The organism is Nonomuraea jiangxiensis, assembly GCF_900099965.1.
GTDB classification, from domain to species: Bacteria; Actinomycetota; Actinomycetes; order Streptosporangiales; family Streptosporangiaceae; genus Nonomuraea; species Nonomuraea jiangxiensis.
This window is the reverse complement of sequence record NZ_FNDJ01000043.1, coordinates 1-19,673: the sequence shown is the minus strand read 5'-3', so window position 1 is coordinate 19,673 and position 19,673 is coordinate 1. Positions and strand designations below refer to the sequence as shown.

Below are 19,673 nucleotides of genomic sequence, written 5' to 3'. Positions count from 1 at the left end.
GGCCCCGCGGGCTGACTCTCAGTTGACGGGCGGATAGGCGTTGGCGAGCAGTTGCCTGAACTGCGCGGAGAACCAGCGGCCTGACAACGGGGCGTTGGGCAGGGCGCCGCTCATGTTGTTCTTGTTGAGGTTGTTGCCGGTGTAGGTCGGGTCGCACATCCGGTCGAACTTCTTGCCCTCGTCGTTCTGGATGTCCTCGCTGGCGCCGTCCGACTCGCCCGGCGGTTTGATCCAGACGTAGGCGTCGAAGCCCGCGGCGGGGCTGGCGGTCGGCCGCGCGCCGAGGCCCGCACCGTTCTGGTTGCACCAGTTGCCGGCGTGGATACGGCGGTCGACCCGGGACTGGTCGACGAAGGCGTTCAGCTCCGTCGAGCTGCTCGGGCCGCTCGGGCGGGCGCTGCCGCCCCAGCCGTTGCGCGAGGTGTCGATGAGCATGCCGAGCCCGCTCCTGAAGCCCCGGTTGACGAGCGCGGTACGCAGGTCCCTGGCGAAGGTCATCTCGTCGATGTAGTAGTTCCAGTCCACCCAGTTGGACTGCCGGATCGGCTGGCTGCCCACCGTGCCGCTGACCGAGAAGTACGGCTCCGTGGTCGCGGAGTAGTTGGCGGTGTTGACGATGAAGCCGTCCACGCTGTCCACACCGGCCGTCGTACCGGAGACGGTGCTGTAGAACAGGTTGACCGACGGGTTGAAGTTCGAGTCCCAGCCCAGCCACGCGTGGTGGGCGGCGTCGATGTAGGTGTAGACGTTGGTGATCGCGTGCAGCTGGTTCAGCGCGTAGCGCACGCCGTCCACGTAGCCGCCGGGGCCGTTGGCCTCCTGGCACTTGGGGAAGCTGTTGAGGTTGGTGACCAGGTTCGGCAGCGAGTCGGGCTCGATGATCGTGACGATGCGCAGGTTGCTGTAGGCGCTGTCGCGCATGATGGCCGCGATCGGGTCGATGTACTCGGTGCGGTAGCGGTTGAAGCCGTTCTGCGCGATGAGCAGCTCGCCGTTGGAGGCCAGTGCCGAGCAGTCGCGGTTGGGCAGGTTGTAGATGACGACCTGGATGGTCAGCGGCGCCGAGCCGTTGGCGGCGTCCTGCCTGACGGCCTCGTCCAGGTGCGCCCGCAGGCCCATGGCCCCGCTCGCGCCCGCGATGGCCGCGATGCGGTCCATCCACACGGCCGTGGAGGTGTTGGCCACCGCGGCACCGCCGGGCTCGGCCGCGGCCTTGGCCCGCCAGTCGGGGTTGACGTAGCCGGTGGCGCCGGCGTACGGGTTCTCGACGTGGCCGGTGGGCGGCGCACCGTCGTCGTCGGCCTCGGTGGCGGTGACCGTTCTGGAGGTCAGGCCGCTGGAGGCGACGGTGAACGTGCGGCTGCCGTTGGTGGTGTCGGAGTCCTGCGCGGCGGCCAGCGTCACCGTCTGGGGGGTGTTCCAGTTCGACGTGGTGAAGGTGAGAGTGGCGCCGGAGGAGATGGTGAGGTTGGTGTCGCCGCTGCCCGCCGTCGAGGTGACGCTCACGTTCGCACTGGGCTGCCTGGCCAGCGCCACGGTGTAGCCGGCGGTGCCGCCCTCGGGCACGGTGACGGAGGTCGGGGTCACGACGATCGACTGCGCCGTGGTGGCGTCGTCGTCCACCTCGGTGGCGTTGACCGTGGCGGAGGTGACGCCGGTGCCGCCCACGGTGAACGCGGCCGAGCCGGAGGCGGTGTCACTGTCCTGGGCCGCGGCCAGGGTCACCGTCTGGGGGGTGTTCCAGTTCGAGGGGGTGAAGGTCAGCGAGGCGCCCGAGCTGACGGACAGGTCGGTGTCGCCGCTGGTCCGGCTGGTGGTGACGGTCACGTTGGAGCTGGGCGCCGCCGAGAGCCGGGCGGTGAACGTGGCCGTGCCGCCCTCGTTGACCGGGACCGAGCTGGCCGAGGTGATCACCGAGGGGGTGGTCGGGTTGGTGCCGCCGCAGGTGGTGCCGTTGACGCTGAACGACGTCGGGTTCGGGTTGGTGCCCGACCAGGTGCCATTGAAGCCGATGGAGATGGAGGCACCGGTGGCGAGGCTGCCGTTGTAGGGCATGTTCGTGCCCGTGATGCGGGCGCCGGACTGGCTCCAGTTGGCGCCCCACCCGGTGGGGGTGTATCTCTGCGTGGTCGTCGGATAGTCGAAGGCCAGCGACCAGGACGTGAGGGGGTCGCCGGTGTTACGCAGCGTGATGTTCGCGGTGAAACCGCCCTGACCAGGGCTGCTCGTCCACGAGTTGGCTGAGTAGGTCACGTCGCAGGCGACGGCGGCGTTGGCGGCCGTGCTCTGGCCGGCGACGAGCCCCATGGCCGCGACGCTCGCGGCGGTCATGGTCACGGCCCATTTGCGGAGGCCGCGTTGGAGTCTCACGAGCGATCATCTCCAGGACTAGATGACTGGGAGCGCTCCCATGGTGAGCCGGACTCGGACCCGTGTACAGAGGGCGCCTTTTGCGGAGCTTCTCGCCGCCCCACATGCTCGCTGAATGCCCTGGAATACGGATGAAACTTTCATCCCGGGCAGCCAGGTGAGAGGGAAACGCGAGGGTTACCGAAACGCCATTCCGTTGACATACGCCGGACGGCACAGACAATCCCTTTTGGGAGCGCTCCCACACCCCTACTCCCATGGAGACCCCGTGAAGTACAGACCTCCTCCCCTTCTGACGCGCTTAACGAGGCGGCTCGCCGTGGCCACGACCCTCGTCCTCGTCGCGAGCGCGACCGCGGCCGTGGCGGCGGCCCCCGCCCAGGCGGCCGTGGCCTGCGACGTGACGTACGCGGCCAACCAGTGGACGAGCAGCCCCGGCCAGGGCGGTTTCACCGCGAACATCACACTGCGTAACACCGGCGACCCGCTCACGTCCTGGTCACTGGTCTTCGACTACCCGACCACGGGCCAGCGGTACACGCCCAGCGGCTGGGGCGCCAACTGGAGCCAGTCGGGCACCCGGGTCACCGGCACGAACATGCCCTACAACGGCAACCTCGCCACCGGAGCCTCGATCTCCATCGGCTTCAACGGCACCTGGACAGGCAGCAACCCGAACCCGACGTCGTTCAGCGTCAACGGCACCACCTGCGGCGGCACCGGCACCAACCCGCCCCCCACCGTGTCGCTGACCTCGCCGAGTGCCGGGCAGGCGTTCACCGCCCCGGCCACCGTGCCGATCGCCGCGACCGCCGCCGACTCCAACGGCACGGTCAGCCGGGTCGACTTCTACCAGGGCTCCACGCTGCTGGGCACCGACACCTCGTCCCCGTACAGCTACAACTGGACGAACGTGGCCGCGGGCAACTACTCGATCACCGCCAGGGCCACCGACAACGGCGGCGCGACCACCACGTCCTCGCCGGTCGGGATCACCGTCTCGCAGAACACGGGCCCCCGGCTCAACGTGAGCCCGACGACCCTGTCCGTGCCGGAGTCCGGCACCGCCAACGTCGGGATCCGGCTGTCGCAGGCGCCCACGTCCAACGTGACCGTCACCGTCGCCCGCGTCAGCGGTGACACCGACCTGACGGTCTCGGGCAGCGCCACCAGAACCTTCACCGCGAGCAACTGGAACACCGTGCAGAACGTGCCGCTGGCCGCGGCCAACGACACCGACTCGACGGCCGGCTCGGCCGTCTTCCGGGTGAGCGCCAGCGGCTATCCGTCGGTCGACGTGACCGCCACCGAGGCGGACGACGACGTGGGCGGCGGCGACAACGAGTACGTCCAGCGCTTCATCGAGCTCTACAACGAGATCCACGACCCGGCCAACGGCTACTTCTCGCCCGAGGGCGTGCCCTACCACTCGGTCGAGACGTTCATGGTCGAGGCGCCGGACCACGGGCACGAGACCACGTCCGAGGCCTACAGCTACTACCTGTGGCTGGAGGCGGTCTACGGGCAGGTCACCGGCGACTGGACGAAGTTCAACAACGCCTGGACCTCCCTGGAGAGGTACATCATCCCGGCGACGGCCGACCAGCCGACGAACTCCTTCTACAACCCGTCGGACCCGGCCACGTACGCGCCGGAGCACCTGCAGATCAGCAACTACCCGAGCCAGATGGACACCGGCGTCACCCCCGGCGTCGACCCGCTGGCCAACGAGCTGCAGAGCACGTACGGGACCCGCGACATCTACGGCATGCACTGGCTGCTCGACGTGGACAACACCTACGGCTTCGGCCGCTGCGGCGACGGCACCACCAGGCCCGTCTACATCAACACCTACCAGCGCGGCCCGGAGGAGTCGGTCTTCGAGACGATCCCGCAGCCGTCCTGTGACACCTTCGCCCACGGCGGCACCAACGGCTTCCTTGACCTCTTCATCAGGGACAGCTCCTACGCCAGGCAGTGGAAGTACACCAACGCCCCCGACGCCGACGCGCGGGCCGTGCAGGTGGCGTACTGGGCGCAGACCTGGGCCACGGCGCAGGGCCGGGCCTCGCAGATCTCCTCGACGGTGGCCAAGGCCGCCAGGATGGGCGATTACCTGCGGTACGCCATGTACGACAAGTACTTCAAGCGGCCCGGGTGCACGAGCCCGTCCTGCCCGGCGGGCACCGGCAAGGACTCGGCCGCGTACCTGCTGAACTGGTATTACGCCTGGGGCGGAGCGACCGACACGAGCGCCGGCTGGGCCTGGCGCATCGGCTCCAGCCACAACCACTCCGGCTACCAGAACCCGATGGCCGCCTGGGCGCTGTCGAACGTGACCGCGCTGCGGCCCAGGAGCTCGACCGCGGCCACCGACTGGAGCACCAGCCTCACCAGGCAGCTGCAGTTCTACAAGTGGCTGCAGTCGGCCGAGGGCGCCATCGCCGGTGGCGCGACCAACAGCTGGAACGGCAACTACAGCGCGCCGCCGTCCGGGCTGCCGAAGTTCTTCGGCATGGCCTACGACTGGCAGCCGGTCTATCACGACCCGCCGTCCAACCAGTGGTTCGGCTTCCAGGCCTGGACGATGGAGCGGGTGGCCGAGCTCTACAACGTGACCGGCAACGCCGACGCCAAGGCGATTCTCGACAAGTGGGTGACCTGGGCGCTGGCCAACACCACGATCGGCTCCGACGGCAGCTACCAGATCCCCTCCACGCTGCGCTGGACCGGCCAGCCGGCCGGCGACTTCAGCTCCACCTCCGGCATGCCGCCGAACAACCCCAACCTGAGCGTGACCGTCGTGGACCACACGCAGGACGTGGGCGTGGCCGGCGCGTACGCCAAGGTGCTGATGTACTACGCGGCCAGGGCGAACCATGCCCAGGCGCGTGACACCGCCAAGGCGCTGCTCGACGGCGTCTGGGAGAACCGTGACGACAAGGGCGTGTCGGTGCCGGAGACCAAGACCGACTACCAGCGCATCGACGACCCCGTGTACGTCCCGCCGGGCTGGACCGGCGAGATGCCCAACGGTGACCCGATCAACTCCAGCTCGACGTTCCTGTCGATCAGGTCGTTCTACGAGGACGACCCCGACTGGCCGGAGGTCAGGAACTTCCTGAACGGCACCGGCCCCGCGCCCACCTTCAACTACCACCGGTTCTGGGCGCAGGTGGACGTCGCCGTCGCCCTGGCCGAGTACGGACGGCTCTTCCCGTGAGAAAGGTACTGATAGCCGTGGCGTCGCTGGTCCTGCCCCTGCTGTGGGCGGGATCGGCGGCCCACGCCGCACCGGCGTTCAACTACGGTGAGGCGCTGCAGAAGTCCCTGTGGTTCTACGAGGCCCAGCAGTCGGGCGCCAAGCCCGCGTGGAGCCGGGTCGGCTGGCGCGGCGACTCGGGCATGAACGACGGCCGGGACGCCGGTCTGGACCTCACGGGCGGCTGGTACGACGCGGGCGACCACGTCAAGTTCGGCTTCCCGATGGCCTTCTCCGCCACGATGCTGGCCTGGGGCGCGGTCGAGTACCGCGACGCCTACAGCTCCTCCGGCCAGCTCACCCACCTGCTCAACAACCTCAAGTTCGTCAACGACTACTTCATCAAGGCCCATCCGTCGCCGAACGTGCTCTACGGCCAGGTCGGCAACGGCGGCACGGACCACGCCTGGTGGGGGCCGGCCGAGGCCATGCAGATGGCACGGCCGGCGTACCGGATCGACGCCTCGTGCGGCGGGTCGGACCTGGCGGGCGAGACGGCGGCGGCGATGGCGGCCTCCTCGATCGTCTTCCGCCCGACGAATCCGTCATATGCCGACACGCTGGTGACGCACGCCAAGCAGCTCTACTCCTTCGCCGACAGCGTGAGGCGGAAGTACAGCGACTGCATCACCGACGCCGGCGGCTACTACAACTCGTGGAGCGGCTTCAACGACGAGCTGGTGTGGGGTGCGATCTGGCTCTACCGGGCCACCGGCGACGCCTCCTACCTGGCCAGGGCCGAGACCGGCTACGACAGTCTGGGCAACGAGCCGCAGACGACGACCAAGTCGTACAAGTGGACGATCGCGTGGGACGACAAGTCCTACGGGGCGTACGTGCTGCTGCACAAGCTGACCGGCAAGCCGCGCTACCTGGAGGACGCCAACCGCTGGCTCGACTGGTGGACGGTCGGCGTCAACGGCTCGCAGGTGCGGTATTCGCCGGGCGGCCAGGCCGTGCTCGACCGCTGGGGCTCGCTGCGGTACGCGGCCAACACCGCGTTCGCGGCGCTCGTGCACAGCGACTCGATCACCGACGCCACCCGCAAGGCCCGCTATCACGACTTCGCGGTCCGGCAGATCAACTACGCGCTCGGCGACAACCCGCGCAACTCCTCCTACCAGATCGGCTTCGGCGCCAACCCGCCGAAGAACCCGCATCACCGTACGGCGCACGGCTCGTGGACAGACCAGCTCACCTTCCCCGAGCAGACCCGCCACACCCTGTACGGCGCCCTCGTCGGCGGCCCGCCCGACCCGAACGACGCCTACACCGACCGGCGCGACGACTACGTCATGAACGAGGTCGCCACCGACTACAACGCCGGCTTCACCAGCGCGCTGGCCCGCCTCTACCGGGAGTACGGCGGGACCCCGGCGGCGAACTTCCCGGTGGCCGAGACGCCGGACGGGCCCGAGCTCTTCGTCGAGGCGGGGGTGAACGCCTCCGGCGCCACCTTCACCGAGATCAAGGCCATCGTCCGCAACCAGTCGGCCTGGCCCGCCAGGGTCCTGTCCGACGGGTCGTTCCGCTACTACTTCACGCTCGACGGCGCCACCACCCCCGCGCAGATCAGTGTGTCCTCGGCCTACACGCAGTGCCGGCCACCGACCCTGAACGCGGCGGGCGGGAACGTCCACTACGTCAACATCGACTGCTCGGGCCAGGTCATCGCACCGGCCGGGCAGTCACAGCACCGCAGGGAGGTGCAGTTCAGGATCACCAGCGCGGGCACCTGGGACCCGGCCAACGACTGGTCGTACCGGGGCATCCCGACCACGCCCGGCGCGACGCCGGCGCGGACCCAGAACATCGCACTTTACAGCGGCGCCACCAAGATCTGGGGTGAGCTCCCCGGGCCGGAGGAAGCTGACGAGACGGCGCCCAGCAAGCCGGGCAGGCCCGTGGCATCCGGGATCACGGGTTCCACCGCACGGCTGAGCTGGACCGCCGCCACGGACAACGTGGGTGTGAGTGGCTATGACGTCTACCTGGGGTCCACCAAGGTAGCCACGGCCACGAGCACGTCCTTCGACCTGAGCGGGCTCACCCCTAACACCTCCTACACCGTCAGCGTGGTGGCCAGGGACGCGGCGGGCAACAGCTCGGCGCGCTCGGACGCCACGACGTTCACCACCTCCGACACACCGGCGCCGACCGGCGGGTGCTCGGCGACGTACCGGGTCACCAACACCTGGGGCGGCGCCTTCCAGGCAGAGGTGACGGTGCGGAACGCGGGCACGGCGGCGATCAGCGGCTGGACGGTCACCTGGGCCTCCCAGAACACCATCACCCAGCTCTGGGGCGGCCGGCACACCGCCTCCGGCGGCACGGTCACCGTGCGGAACGAGGCGTGGAACGGCGCGCTCGCGCCGAACGCCACCACCTCGTTCGGCTTCATCGCCAACGGCACGCCCGCCACCCCCGACCCGATCACCTGCACGCCCGCCTGACCGAAGACCCCGCCCCCGCCGCAATCGCGGCGGGGGCGGTTCCACACTTCACCGCTCCGAGTTCCACGGCGCAGATCCACGATCCGTGCGAACCGATCGGTCCCGAGTCGCGTACGAGGAGGTGAGGCGAAGCAACAACCCTGCTCAACGAACACCATCCCGCCCGGATGGGACGGACGCGGCCGGCGCATCCCGTCGGCCGCGTCCGTTGTCCAGTCGGGGACCGTTCTTGCCCCGCTCGGCCTATTTGGCCTCGTTGGCCAGGGCGAATCTCTCCCGGGCCGCCTCGATCGCGGCCTCGTCGGTGAACTCGGCGAACGCCTGCTCGTGGTAGCGCGCCGGGATGAGCCGCCTGACCCGGTCCGGATAGCCAGGACCCGCCTCCGGCACCCGGATCTGCGGCGGAATGCTGACCTTGACGGCGATCGGGCCCGAGGCCCGTACGGAGGCCGCCCAGTCGGGACTCTCCCCGGTGACCGCGCACATGTGGCGGGCGTAGACCCAGGTGACCTCGACGAGGGAGGTGGCGTTCTGCGGCTCGGTGCCGAAGGGTTCCACGGCGCACACGACCTTGGAGTCGAAGCTGTGCCCGTGGTTGTGGTGCTCGTCGGGTGAGGCCTGTTCGAGAATCAGGGTCACCTGGGCGGCGAGCTCCTCGTTCAGCTGCGATGACGGCTGCCTGCCGGCGAAAAACATCACCCCGGCCAGGGTCAGGCTGGCCAGGGTGACGATTGCCGCGACTAGCCCGCGACGGGTTTTGATCACGGGCTGGTGCAGGTCAGCGTGGGTGCGGGGTTCGGGATCGAGCCGGTCGCGTTGAAGCCGAACGACGTGCTGGCGTTCGGCCCGAGCTGGCCGTTGTGGGTGGCGTTCCTGACGGCCACGTTCGGTGGCTGGCCGTTCAGCACGCCGTTCCAGGGTTGTCCCTCGAAGCCCTGGCCGCCGGTGTAGTTCCACCGGACCGTCCAGCCGTTGATCGCGCTGGAGCTGCTGTTGCGCACGGTCACCTCACCCTGGAAGTGGCCGGCCCAGCCGGTGTCGGTGGCCCGCCAGGTCGCCGTGCAGGCGCCCGGCGTCGGCGTCGGGGTGTTCGTGGGCGTGATCGTCGGCGTGGGGCCGGGCGTGCTGCCGCCGGGGCCGACCCCGGTGACCTGGCCATTGCCGCCGTCGAAGACGACGTCGGAGCAGCTGTAGAAGTTCTCGCTGCTGTCCGAGCGCTTCCAGTGGGTGTAGATGATGTGCCGCCCGCTCTTGCCGGAGGGCAGCTGGGCGTTCCAGTAGTAGTAGTTGAGCCCGCCGACACCGCCGCTCTGCGGCGGGTTCGTGACGCTGCCGAACAGCTCCAGGTCCGACCAGCGCAGCGGTCCGTTGGGGTTCCAGCCGTTCTTGGTGACGTAGTAGTCGAAGCTGCCCGGGTGCGCCGCCCAGTTGCTGTGCCGCATCTGGATGTTCGCGCCCGAGGTCAGGTGGGTCAGCGGCCAGTCGGAGCGGACCGCGTTGTAGGCAGAGAAGTTGTAGGGCCCGCCGGTGCCGCCACTGCAGAGCTGCCCGTCGGGGATGAAGCCGCTGGTCCGGCCGGCGCCGTCGGAGCGCAGCACCGCGAACCAGTTGTAGAGCGGGGTCGTGCCGCTCTGGTTGACGGCTGCCGCGCAGGCCGGGTTGTAGGGGATGATCTGGCCGTTCTCGCGCAGGCCGTCCTGCCAGCACAGGAACGTCCTGGCACCGGGGAACATGCTCACCCCGTGCGCCTGTGCCTGCGTGGGCACCATCAGGACAGTCGTGATCAGAACCATGACGGCGGTGATCGCCGCCGACTTGAACAACTTCATGGGGGGATTCCCTTGCGCTGACGACAGAAAAGGAACCTGCCCACGAACAGCCCGCCCGGCCAGCGCATTGAACCACGCCGCGGGCGGGCTCGACAACGCGCGGTGAAACTTTCAGCCGATCTTGGTCATGGTTTTCCCTGGTGGCCTGCCCCCGTGCGGGTCGGCCGCGGTCATGCCCGCTTGCCGTCCCTGCGTATGCCCGCGAGGCTGATGCTGGGAGCGCTCCCAGAATCTCCCCCGACCGCAGAACCGGAGCAACATGCCATGAGGCACGCGCACATCTACCTGATCATCGGGGTGTTACTCGCCACCGGCCTGTTCGCCGCACCGGCGCAGGCCGCCCCGGTGCTGTGCGAGAAGTGGGGCTCGACCAGCATCCAGAGTGGCCGCTACGTCGTGATGAACAACGTCTGGGGCGCCGACACCGCCCAGTGCATCGACGTCAACCAGAGCGGGGGCTTCACCGTCACCCAGTCCGCGCACAGCAAACCGACGAACGGCGCGCCCGCGTCGTATCCGGCGATCTACGCGGGCTGCCACTACGCCACCTGCACCACCGGCAGCAACCTGCCCATGCAGGCCAGCGCGTCCGCGTTCGGGTCGCTGCGGACCAGCGTGAGCATGACCTATCCGAGCAGCGGCACCTGGGACGCGGCCTACGACATCTGGTTCGATCCCACCCCGCGCACCGACGGGCAGAACACCGGCGCCGAGATCATGATCTGGCTCAACAGGCAGGGCTCCATCCAGCCGGTCGGCTCACAGGTCGGCACCGTGAACCTGGCCGGTGGCAGCTGGCAGGTCTGGTTCGGCAACATCGGCTGGAACGTGATCTCGTACGTGCGCACCTCGCCCACCTCCTCGCTGGACTTCACCATCAACACCTTCTACGCCGACGCGATCAGCCGCGGCTACGCGCAGCGGTCGTGGTATCTGACCAGCGTGCAGGCCGGTTTCGAGCCCTGGGTCGGCGGCGCCGGGCTCGCGGTCAACTCCTTCTCCTTCGGCACGGGCGGCGGCGGCACCGACACCACGGCGCCGAGCACCCCCGGCACCCCCACCGCCTCCGGCACCACCTCGACCAGTACGACCCTGAGGTGGGGCGCCTCCACCGACACCGGCGGCAGCGGCCTGGCCGGCTACGACATCCTGCGCACCGCCGGGGACGTCGTCCAGCGGGTCGGCAGCAGCACCACGACCTCCTTCACCGACACGGGGCTGAGCCCCGCCACCACCTACCGCTACCAGGTCCAGGCCAGGGACGGCGCCGGCAACCTCTCGCCGGCCTCGGCCGCGGTCACCGTGACCACGCTCTCCGGCGGCGGGAACGGCGGCGCCTGCACGGCCACCGCCACCACCCAGACGGCCTGGAACAACGGCTACGTCATCCAGCCCGTGACCGTCACCAACGGCTCCGCCGCCAGGACGAGCTGGACGGTCACCTTCCCGCTGCCGTCCGGGCACACGATCACCGGCATCTGGAACGCGAGCTACACCGTCAGCGGCGGCACCGTCACCGTCAGGAACCTCGCCCACAACGGCAACCTGGGGCCGAACGGCACGGTCAGCTTCGGCTACCAGGCGAGCAGGCCCAACGGCAACACGCAGGTGCCCACCGGCTACACCTGCGCCTGAGGCTCGCCCGCAGGCGCTTGTGAGGGGCGCCCGCCGGGCGATCGAGGGGTACGGCTGGTGCTGTCGTACCCCTCCTCAGTTCCGTTCCAGGGCGATGTCGATGTCGTCCAGCCGGGCCTGCAGCTCGCTCAGGCAGGACGGCTCCAGCCGGCCCTCGCGCAGCCGGTCGGTGAGCTTCTGGCGCAGGCCCGCCGTCCCGGACTCGTACGGGCCCTGGGGTGTCACGGTGGCGCGCAGTACCTGCTTGAGATCGAGCACGACATCGGCGTCGGTGGCGCCGCACGGCGTCTTGGCCTCCAGCACGGTCTGGAACTCGGCCACGGCCTGCTCGACGGAGCTCGCCGCGGGCGGTGAACTCACCGCCGGCGAGCTCGCCAGGAGCTTGGCCGCGGGAGACCGCGCCGGCTCGGCCGCCCGCTCCGGCTGCCGCAGCCCCGTCTGCTGGAACCACAGCAGGACGGACAGCGCGATGGCCGCCGAGCCCGCGACGGTGAGCCCCCGCCTGACGTGCCGCCCCAGGGTCGCGGCGCCGAGCGCGGAGCCCAGCGCCTTGACGATCTCCGCCGCCGTGGGCCGGTCCTCCGGCCGGTGCGCGAGGCAGCGCCGGCAGAGCGAGGCGACCGCGTTCGGCACCCCGGGGGCGCGGGGTGGGGGAGAGGTCCTGCGCGCCGCCTCGATCTCCTCCCACGTGGTCTCCGGGTACGGCGTACGTCCGGTGATCATGGTGTGGAGCAGCACGCCGAGGGCGTAGACGTCGACCGCGGGATGCGTCGGCGCGCCCAGCAGCCGCTCGGGCGCGACGTAGGGAGGGGTGCCGCGGCCGTCGTCGGGGTCTCCGGCCCAGGCCGCGATGCCGAAGTCGAGCAGCTTCGGGCCGTCTGCGGTGAGCAGCACGTTCTCCGCCGTGACGTCCCGGTGCACCAGGCCGCGGGCGTGCCCGGCCATCAGCACCCGGGCCAGCCGCAGCGCGATCGCCGCCGCCTCGGGCCACGGCAGCGGCCCCGCCTCGATCCGCTCGCCCAGCGGCGTGCCGTCGAGCAGCGGCATGACGACGTAGGCCGCCACGCCGCCGCTCGTGGTCACGGTCTCGCCGTAGTCGTAGATCTCGATCGAGTCCGGATGGATGAAGCGGGCGGCGGCGCGGGCCTCGCTGCGTACGCTGACCCGCTCGTCGAGGTCGGCGTGCAGCGAGGCGGTGAGCACCTTGACCGCGATCATCCGGTGCAGCGACTGGTCGAAGGCACGCCAGATGACCGACATGCCCCCCCGGGCCAGCGGATCCAGCAACAGGTACCGGCGGGCCAGCACGTCCCCAGACTCAAGCCGACTCACGGACGACCAGTTCCGTGGGGAGGACGGGGTCGATCCCCGCGGCTCCCGTCAGGAGCAGCCTGGTGGCGACCGTGGCGAGCTCCTCGACAGGCTGGCGGACGGTGGTGAGGGCGGGCACGGTGTGCCTCGCGACCGGGGCGTCGTCGAACCCGATCACCGCGACGTCCGCCGGAACCTTGCGCCCGGCACGGCGCAGCGCCTGGATGGCGCCCGCGGCCATCAGGTCCGAGGCGACGAACACGGCGTCCAGTCCTGGGGCGTGGCGTAACAACCATTGCATGGCGTGGGTGCCGGAGGCGGCGGTGAAGTCGCCGTAGGCCACCGGCACGTCGGGGGCGCCGGCCGCCTGGAGTGTGCGGACGAGTCCCTCTAATCGGTCGCGGGCGGCCGGCAGGGACGGCGGGCCGCCGATGGCCGCGACGTTGCGGCGGCCGGTCAGCAGGAAATGCTCGGCCGCCTGACGGCCGCCGTCGAGGTTGTCGACGTCGGCGTAGGGCAGCTTGAGGTCGTGGGGCGGGCGGCCGATGTTGCGCACGGGAACGCCCGAGGTGGATAACTTGATCGCCAGGGGGTGGCGCTCTCTGGCGCCGACGATGAGCACCGCGCCCGACAGCGCGGGCAGGGTCGAGGAGGTCGGGGTGACGGTGGTCACCATGAGGTGGGTGCCGTGTTCGGTGATCACGGCGCCCGCCGCGGACAGGAGCCTGGCGTAGTAGGGCTCGGAGAAGAGACGGGGAAGGTGGTCGCAGATGACTGCGGTCACGCCGTCGGCCATGGTCTTGGCGGCCGTTCCCCGTGGTGCGCGTTGTCGGACGTATCCCATGCGGGACACGGCGTCGTACACTTGGCGGCGGGTCGAGGTACTGACCCGCACCGAGCCCGTGAGGACCCGAGATGCGGTCGCGGGGGAGACCCCGGCTGCGGCCGCCACCTGTGCCAGTGTGGGCTGCTCGGTCATGAGAGCACCTCGCGGAGAGAGCCTGGGAGCGCTCCCACGTTACCAATGTTTCGCCGCTGTTAATAGGGCCTTTGCAGCGAGTGCGTCCGACTGTACGGACGCTCGCCGAATCTGCTCAGCTAGGGGCGGTGGTGACCGTCAGTGCTTTCTGTGCCGGATGTGGATCACGCCATATTTCCCCACCCGATTCGTCAAATCCGACGATCTCGAAACCCCCCGCCCGAATAAATGTCCTGCGCGTGCCGGCGGCTTCCGGCGGACAATCTGCGGCCGGGATTCCCCGGACCGGCCACTGTTTCCGCCCGTGCGGCGGTCCCCTGGCCGTCCAGGCGAAAAGTTGGTGGCCAGGTCGGGCCCCGCAATGGCGCGCCCCGATCCGTCGTGACTGACGGACCGGGGCGCGGCCTGCGGACTGGTCAGCCGAAGGTGGCGTCTCCGCCGGCCTCGTCGAGCGGGCTGTTCGTCACGTCGCCCCGGTCACCCCGGTCGCCGCCCCCGTCACCCTGGTCGGCCGGGTCGGGCTCCGACCGGACGGGCGCGCAGCTCTGGCCGCAGCCGCCGAAGCGGGCGGTGTCGACCGGCGTGAACTCGGTCGCCGGCGTGTCCTTCAGGGCCGCGATCATGGTGTCCTTCCAGATCGGGCCGGGCACGGACGCGCCGAACACCGAGGAGTAGTAGACGCCGCCGATGGTGATGTTGTTCAGCTTGTGGGTGACCGCGCCGCGCGGGTCGCCGATGCTCACCGCCCCCGCCAGATCCGGGGTGAACCCGGCGAACCACGCGGTGGCCTGGTCGTCCGTGGTGCCGGTCTTGCCGGCGGCCGGGCGGCCGATGCCGCCGACGGCGCGCATGGTGCCCTTGGTGAACACGCCGGACAGGATGTTCGCCGCGGCGTCGGCGACCTCCGGGTCGAGCGCCTGCTTGCACTTGGCCGGGTAGTTCTTCACCTTGCCGTAGCGGTCAGTGATCTTGGTGATGGCCATCGGCTCGCAGTACTTGCCGCGCGCGCCGATCGCGGCGTAGGCGGTGGCGACGGTCACCGGATCCATCTCGTTGATGCCGAGCGTGAACGTCTCGTACTCCTGCAGCTTGTTGCCGTCGGACCGCTTGATGCCCAGCGACTTCGCCGTCTTGACCACGTTGCACAGGCCGACCTTCTGCTCCAGCTGCAGGAAGAAGGTGTTCACCGACCCCCAGGTGCCGGTGGCCAGCGTCTTGAAGCCGCCGCCGCCCTCGTCGTTGGTGACGGTGTGGGTGGGGTCGCCGATGTTCTCGCCCTTGCAGTTCTTGAACGAGGAGTAGTACGGGGCGGTGTAACCCTCGCCGACCGAGAACCCGTCGTTGATCTTCATGCCCTGCTTGAGCGCGGTGAGCAGGGTGAACGTCTTGAACGTGGAGCCGGCCTGGAAGCCGATGCCGCCGCCGTGCGCGGCGTCCGCGACCACGTTGTACGACATCTCGTTCTTCCGCTTCTTGTTGCCGTATTTGCGGCTGGCGGCCATCGCCTTGATCTGGCCCGTGCCCGGCTGCACCAGGGCCTCCGAGGCGACCGGGGCGTCCGAGGCGCGCACGTGCTTCTTGATGGCCTGCTCGGCGGCCTTCTGCATCCCCGGGTCGAGCGAGGTCTGGATCGTCAGGCCGCCCGTGTTGAGGAACTGCGTCCTGGCCTGCTTCGTCTTGCCGAAGATCGGGTTGCTGAGGACCTCGTTGCGGACGTACATGCAGAAGTACGGATACTGGCTGGCCTCGCAGCCGCCGGGCAGCGGGGTGTCCTTGTAGCCGAGCGGCTTGGCCTTGGCCTCGTCGGCCTCCGCCTTGGAGATCTTGCCCAGCTCGGCCATCCGGTCGAGCACCACGTTGCGCCGGGAGAGCAGCCGGGCCCGGTAGTCCTTGCCACGGTCCGGGTCGGTCATGTTGGGGTCCTGCACGGCGCCGGCCAGGGTCGCCGCCTGCACCAGGTCGAGGTCAGCGGCCGCCACGCCGAAGAAGCGCTTGGCGGCGGCCTCGATGCCGTGGGCGCCGGCGCCGAAGTAAGCGATGTTCAGATATTTCTCGAGAATCTGGTCCTTGGTGTACTTCTCCTCGACGGCGAGCGCATACCGCAGTTCCCGGAGCTTGCGGGCGTAGCTGGCCGCCAGCGCCGCGTTCCTCTCCTTGTCGGTGGTGGCCGAGTTGAGCAGCACCTGCTTGACGTACTGCTGGGTGATGGAGGAGCCGCCCTGGCTGATGCCGCCCGAGGCCATGTTCTTGGCCAGGGCCCGGATGGTGCCCTCGATGTCGATCGCGCCGTGCTCGTAGAAGCGGAAGTCCTCGATCGAGATGATGGCCACCTTCATGATCTCGGCGACCTTGTCGAGAGTGACATTCTCGCGATACTGCTCGTAGAACTGCGCGATCTGGTTACCCTTGGCGTCGAGCACCGTGGTCTTCTCCGCCAGTGGGGGTTCTTTCAGCTCCTCGGGCTGGATGCCCAGATCCTCCGATGCCGATACGAACATCGCTCCCGTGCCGCCGACCGCCGGGATGGCGATGGCCGCGGCCACCACGCCGGCCGCCACCGCCGCTGCGGTCAAGCGCGCGAGACTCGACATACGGGAACCCATGCTGGTGATTCCTCCCATTCGTGGCAATAGGGTGCATCCTAAACCCCGCCATACATCCTCCATGTAAAAACTTGGACCTTGCGCCGAGTGGTTTTGTTCGGCGTTGGCGCGGTGTTTTTGGTCACTTTTGGGGGGCCGGAGTCCGGCGGCTCGTACGCGGTGGGGAGAGTTTCCGCCAGTCCCGGGCAAAGAAGCGGGTTGTCGGCGGGTTGCCCGGCCCCGGCTCTGGCAACCTCTACGGAACATCTACGGGGTCGTTTTCTTGCGAGGGGGAGGGTCTTATGCGTCATGCCGGGGATGGCGAGCCCGCCGATCTTCTGCTCTCCGCCGTCAGGACATATTGGGGCGAACGGCACGGCGGTGCGCGGTGCGTCGTGGCGGAGGCGTACGGCGAGGACCTCCGGGTCGTGGCGCGTACCCTCATGGTCGCCAAGGCCGTCTGCGGCCTGCTCTCGGCGCGGCTGGTGGTGCTGGCCGAGCCGGAGTGGAAGCGGCTGGCCGAGGCGTTCGGGTCCACCGGGGACGTCCGGCCGCAGGCGCCGCCCACCGCGGTGGTCACCAGTCGCGTCGATCGTGCCGGGGTCAGCGACGTGCCGGTGGTGCACGTCCACGGCACGGGCGGGCTGCGGGCGTACGCGGTGTTCCCCGACCAGGGGCCGGTCTCGTACCAGGACGAGCTGCCCGCCAGGATCGGCGCGTTCTTCGAGCGTCATGTCTGGCCGCGCAGGCAGGCCATCAGGCCGAGCGCGGAGCGGGCGGCCTGGCGCTCCAAGAGCGGCTACCAGATCCGTACGGAGACCGAGCGCCGTCAGCTCCGCTACTACGGCTGCGCCCGCCTGGGCCTCGACCCCGACCGCCCGACGATCACGGTGTTCGGCCACGAGCCGGGGGACAGGGAGCTGTTCGAGGCGACGGCGGCCTACGCCGCGGCGAGCGACGCCGCCAACTGGCTCTTCCTCGACCCCGTCGCGTGCGACCACCCGAGGATCAGGTCCGTGACGGGCTCCCTGACCACGAACCTCCTCTGGAGCGTGACGGACGTCGGCGTCACCTTCGGCGACAGCGACCTGCCCGCCTACGGGATCCCCGTCATCCAGGCCGGTTGGTCGGAGGGCGGCGCCTGCGGCGCCACGCACGTCGTGCGCTCGCCGGGCGAGCTTCGCCGGCTGCTCGACGAGGCCATCGCCAGGCACGCCAAGGGCGACAGCCTCCTCGGACCCGAGCAGCGCGAACGCGCCCGGCTGTGGCTCTGGCTGCGCCGCTGTGGCGCCGACGTGCCCACCCAGCTGCTGCCGCACTGGGCGTACGGCGACGACTACGCCCGCGCGCTCGCCGTCAACCTGGCGAACGCCGAGCGGGACGGCGACCCGCTCTACGGCGCGGTGCGCCGTCTGTGGGACAGGCGCGACCCCGTGCTCACCCGATTCGACTTCCAGAACCTCGACGTCACCTTCACCCCTGAGGGGAGCCCCCGATGAGCAGTGCAGAATCCTCGACCGACCTGGATCAGGTGATCCTCCCCGCGATCCCGCCCGTGCACCTGCTCAGCGGGCAGATCTCCGCCCTGCAGGTGACCGACCGGCTGCAGCGGGGCGGCCACATCGTGGGCAGGTTCGAGACGTCGGGGCTGGTCGGGTTCAAGGTGGCGGCGCACGGGCGGCCGCTGCGGGTGCAGGTGTCGTTGTCCACGGACGACATGTCCGTCAGCGGCTGGCACAACGGCATCACCGAGTCGCAGGGGCCGTCGTTGCCGCGGTTCGTACAGGTTCGTTCCCAGGGGCGGCTGCGCCAGTGCGTGCTGCTGAAGGGGCGGCGGGCGCATGCCAAGGTGGCCTTCGAGCTGGCCGCGAACGAGATCCCCGACGACGGGCTGATCTGCGTCGAGGTGCTCGACATCATGGAGGGCGAGGGCGTCTCCGAGGAGCTCAGGCAGGCCGTCTCCGGCCGCGTCCAGCCCGACGGGGTGGCCGGGCTGCGGCTGAACAAGGTCGTGTTCGAGCTGGTCCCGGAGTCGGAGTTCGATCCCGACACGCTGGACGGGCTGCGCTGCGAGTTCTCCTCGCTGGTCAGCGCCGGCGGGCTGGCCAACTGGAACCGGCGGCAGGGGGTCCGGGTGCTGCGCTCCGGCCTGCTCGTGGTCAACCCGGTGTTCAGGGACACGTTCGGGTCGAACGGCCGGCTCACGCTCAGGTTGAGCACCAAGGCGGAGGCGGCGAGCCTGCTGCCGGTGACGTGGCGGCGGATGAGCAGCGAGCTGCGCTGGCTGGGCCACGCGGGCCGCAAGCTGTGCGGGGCGGCGGCGCCGGTCGTGGAGCAGGTGCTGGGCGTCCGGGACGGGGACATGGGGGCGCCGGAGCAGCGGGCACGCGCGAACGTCACCGAGCTCACGCTGCCGGATCAGGCGCGGTGGCCGCTGCTGGTGGTGCTCGAATCCCGGCGCGGCGTCATCCCGACCCTTGAATCCGCCCTGGTACGGGACTGACCGTTCCCTGGTCACCGCTTTCCGGTCGCCCCCCCGCTCACCTGGGAGGATGCCGAGATCCTGGGCGAGCCGCTCGACGGCTCACTTGGTGGCCGGGACGCGGTACATGGGAAAAAATCGCTGTCTTCCGTGATAACCGCGTACAGCGGGAAGTTTCACAGTGTGGGGACGAATGGTTTGCGAATAGAGACCATCCGGCACCTGCGTTGCACGGTCATACGCGCCAGCGGCGAACTCGACCACGCGGGCCGGGTACGGTTCAGCGCCTGTGTCATGGCCGTCTGGGACTGGTCCGAGGGGCCCGTGCTCGTGTTCGACCTGACGGACCTGGCCTTCTACGACTCCTCGGTGATCGGGGTGCTGGCGATGGCGATGCAGCGGATGGAGGAGGAGGACAGCGGCGGCCGGATCATCCTGGTCCGCCCTACCGGCCATCTGCTGTCCGTGTTGCGGTTGACGGATCTGCTGTCACATGTGGAGCTGCGTGACAGCGTCGAGGAGACGGTGGCGGAACTGACGACACGATCAAGCGCCCACGGCGCCTCCGCCCTGGCTCCACCACCGGTGGTGCTACGCCTGGGCGGCCCGCGCTGAGCGTGATGCGGTAAGGGCGGAGGCCCGCCCGGCCGATGCGGTGAGGGCGGAGGCCCGCCAAGCGGCCGATGCGGTTGCGCCTTGTTCCTGCCCGTGGCGGCGGAGGCGCGCCGAGCGGCCGATGCGGTGAGGGCGGAGGCCCGCCGAGCGGCCGA

Annotated in this window: 12 protein-coding genes; 6 read left to right on the top strand and 6 right to left on the bottom strand. The window is 69.7% G+C overall.

Annotation, left to right across the window (positions count from 1 at the left end):
- Window positions 1-18 precede the first annotated feature (18 nt).
- Entirely contained in the window at window positions 19-2,370 is a 2,352-nt protein-coding gene (locus BLS95_RS49975; RefSeq protein ID WP_281250139.1) for a glycoside hydrolase family 6 protein, read from the bottom strand.
- Between the two features lie 319 nt (window positions 2,371-2,689).
- On the opposite strand from BLS95_RS49975, the gene BLS95_RS49970 reads away from it, so the two are divergent.
- Both BLS95_RS49970 and BLS95_RS49965 read left to right on the top strand, forming a co-directional pair.
- Window positions 2,690-5,593, top strand: coding sequence for a glycoside hydrolase family 48 protein (locus BLS95_RS49970; RefSeq protein WP_245765759.1), 2,904 nt, complete (start codon window positions 2,690-2,692; stop codon window positions 5,591-5,593).
- A complete protein-coding gene (locus BLS95_RS49965; RefSeq protein WP_090946682.1) occupies window positions 5,536-8,085 on the top strand; it encodes a glycoside hydrolase family 9 protein in 2,550 nt (849 codons plus the stop codon). The genes BLS95_RS49970 and BLS95_RS49965 overlap by 58 nt, the downstream gene beginning before the upstream one ends.
- Before the next feature lie 243 nt (window positions 8,086-8,328).
- Here the strand turns inward: BLS95_RS49965 and BLS95_RS49960 are convergent, their stop codons facing one another.
- Window positions 8,329-8,850 (bottom strand): hypothetical protein, encoded by a 522-nt coding sequence (locus BLS95_RS49960; protein ID WP_090946681.1) that lies wholly within the window; start codon window positions 8,848-8,850, stop codon window positions 8,329-8,331.
- Window positions 8,847-9,914, bottom strand: coding sequence for a lytic polysaccharide monooxygenase (locus BLS95_RS49955; protein WP_090946680.1), 1,068 nt, complete (start codon window positions 9,912-9,914; stop codon window positions 8,847-8,849). The genes BLS95_RS49960 and BLS95_RS49955 overlap by 4 nt, the downstream gene beginning before the upstream one ends.
- A 264-nt stretch (window positions 9,915-10,178) precedes the next feature.
- Between BLS95_RS49955 and BLS95_RS49950 the strand changes: the two genes are divergently transcribed.
- A complete protein-coding gene (locus BLS95_RS49950; protein ID WP_090946679.1) occupies window positions 10,179-11,549 on the top strand; it encodes a GH12 family glycosyl hydrolase domain-containing protein in 1,371 nt (456 codons plus the stop codon).
- 75 nt (window positions 11,550-11,624) lie between these two features.
- Here the strand turns inward: BLS95_RS49950 and BLS95_RS49945 are convergent, their stop codons facing one another.
- The 3 genes from BLS95_RS49945 to BLS95_RS49935 all read right to left on the bottom strand — a co-directional run bounded on the left by BLS95_RS49945 (window position 11,625) and on the right by BLS95_RS49935 (window position 16,412).
- Window positions 11,625-12,857 (bottom strand): serine/threonine-protein kinase, encoded by a 1,233-nt coding sequence (locus BLS95_RS49945; RefSeq protein ID WP_090946678.1) that lies wholly within the window; start codon window positions 12,855-12,857, stop codon window positions 11,625-11,627.
- Window positions 12,858-12,867: 10 nt separating this feature from the next.
- Window positions 12,868-13,839: a LacI family DNA-binding transcriptional regulator gene (locus BLS95_RS49940; protein WP_090946677.1), complete on the bottom strand. Its 972-nt coding sequence runs from the start codon at window positions 13,837-13,839 to the stop codon at window positions 12,868-12,870.
- Between the two features lie 416 nt (window positions 13,840-14,255).
- The gene (locus BLS95_RS49935) at window positions 14,256-16,412 is read right to left on the bottom strand and encodes a transglycosylase domain-containing protein (protein ID WP_342742843.1); all 2,157 of its coding nucleotides are present in this window, start codon (window positions 16,410-16,412) and stop codon (window positions 14,256-14,258) included.
- A 311-nt stretch (window positions 16,413-16,723) separates the two neighbouring features.
- Here BLS95_RS49935 and BLS95_RS49930 point away from each other — a divergent pair, with 311 nt between their 5' ends.
- The 3 genes from BLS95_RS49930 (at window position 16,724) to BLS95_RS49920 (ending at window position 19,518) form a co-directional block, all read left to right on the top strand.
- A complete protein-coding gene (locus BLS95_RS49930; RefSeq protein WP_143044244.1) occupies window positions 16,724-17,920 on the top strand; it encodes a hypothetical protein in 1,197 nt (398 codons plus the stop codon).
- On the top strand, window positions 17,917-18,924 hold the full coding sequence (locus BLS95_RS49925) for a hypothetical protein (RefSeq protein WP_090946674.1): 1,008 nt from the start codon (window positions 17,917-17,919) through the stop codon (window positions 18,922-18,924). Before BLS95_RS49930 ends, BLS95_RS49925 begins: the two co-directional genes overlap by 4 nt.
- Window positions 18,925-19,101: 177 nt before the next feature.
- Window positions 19,102-19,518 carry an STAS domain-containing protein gene (locus BLS95_RS49920; protein ID WP_176993836.1) on the top strand — a complete coding sequence of 139 codons (417 nt, stop codon included), beginning with the start codon at window positions 19,102-19,104 and terminating at the stop codon, window positions 19,516-19,518.
- The last annotated feature ends 155 nt before the right edge of the window (window positions 19,519-19,673 follow it).

Coding starts and splice junctions, on each gene's coding strand:
- BLS95_RS49925 (WP_090946674.1), top strand. CDS start 17,917: ATGAGCAGTGCAGAATCCTCGACCGACCTGGATCAGGTGATCCTCCCC.
- BLS95_RS49930 (WP_143044244.1), top strand. CDS start 16,724: ATGCGTCATGCCGGGGATGGCGAGCCCGCCGATCTTCTGCTCTCCGCC.
- BLS95_RS49940 (WP_090946677.1), bottom strand. CDS start 13,839: ATGACCGAGCAGCCCACACTGGCACAGGTGGCGGCCGCAGCCGGGGTC.
- BLS95_RS49955 (WP_090946680.1), bottom strand. CDS start 9,914: ATGAAGTTGTTCAAGTCGGCGGCGATCACCGCCGTCATGGTTCTGATC.
- BLS95_RS49950 (WP_090946679.1), top strand. CDS start 10,179: ATGAGGCACGCGCACATCTACCTGATCATCGGGGTGTTACTCGCCACC.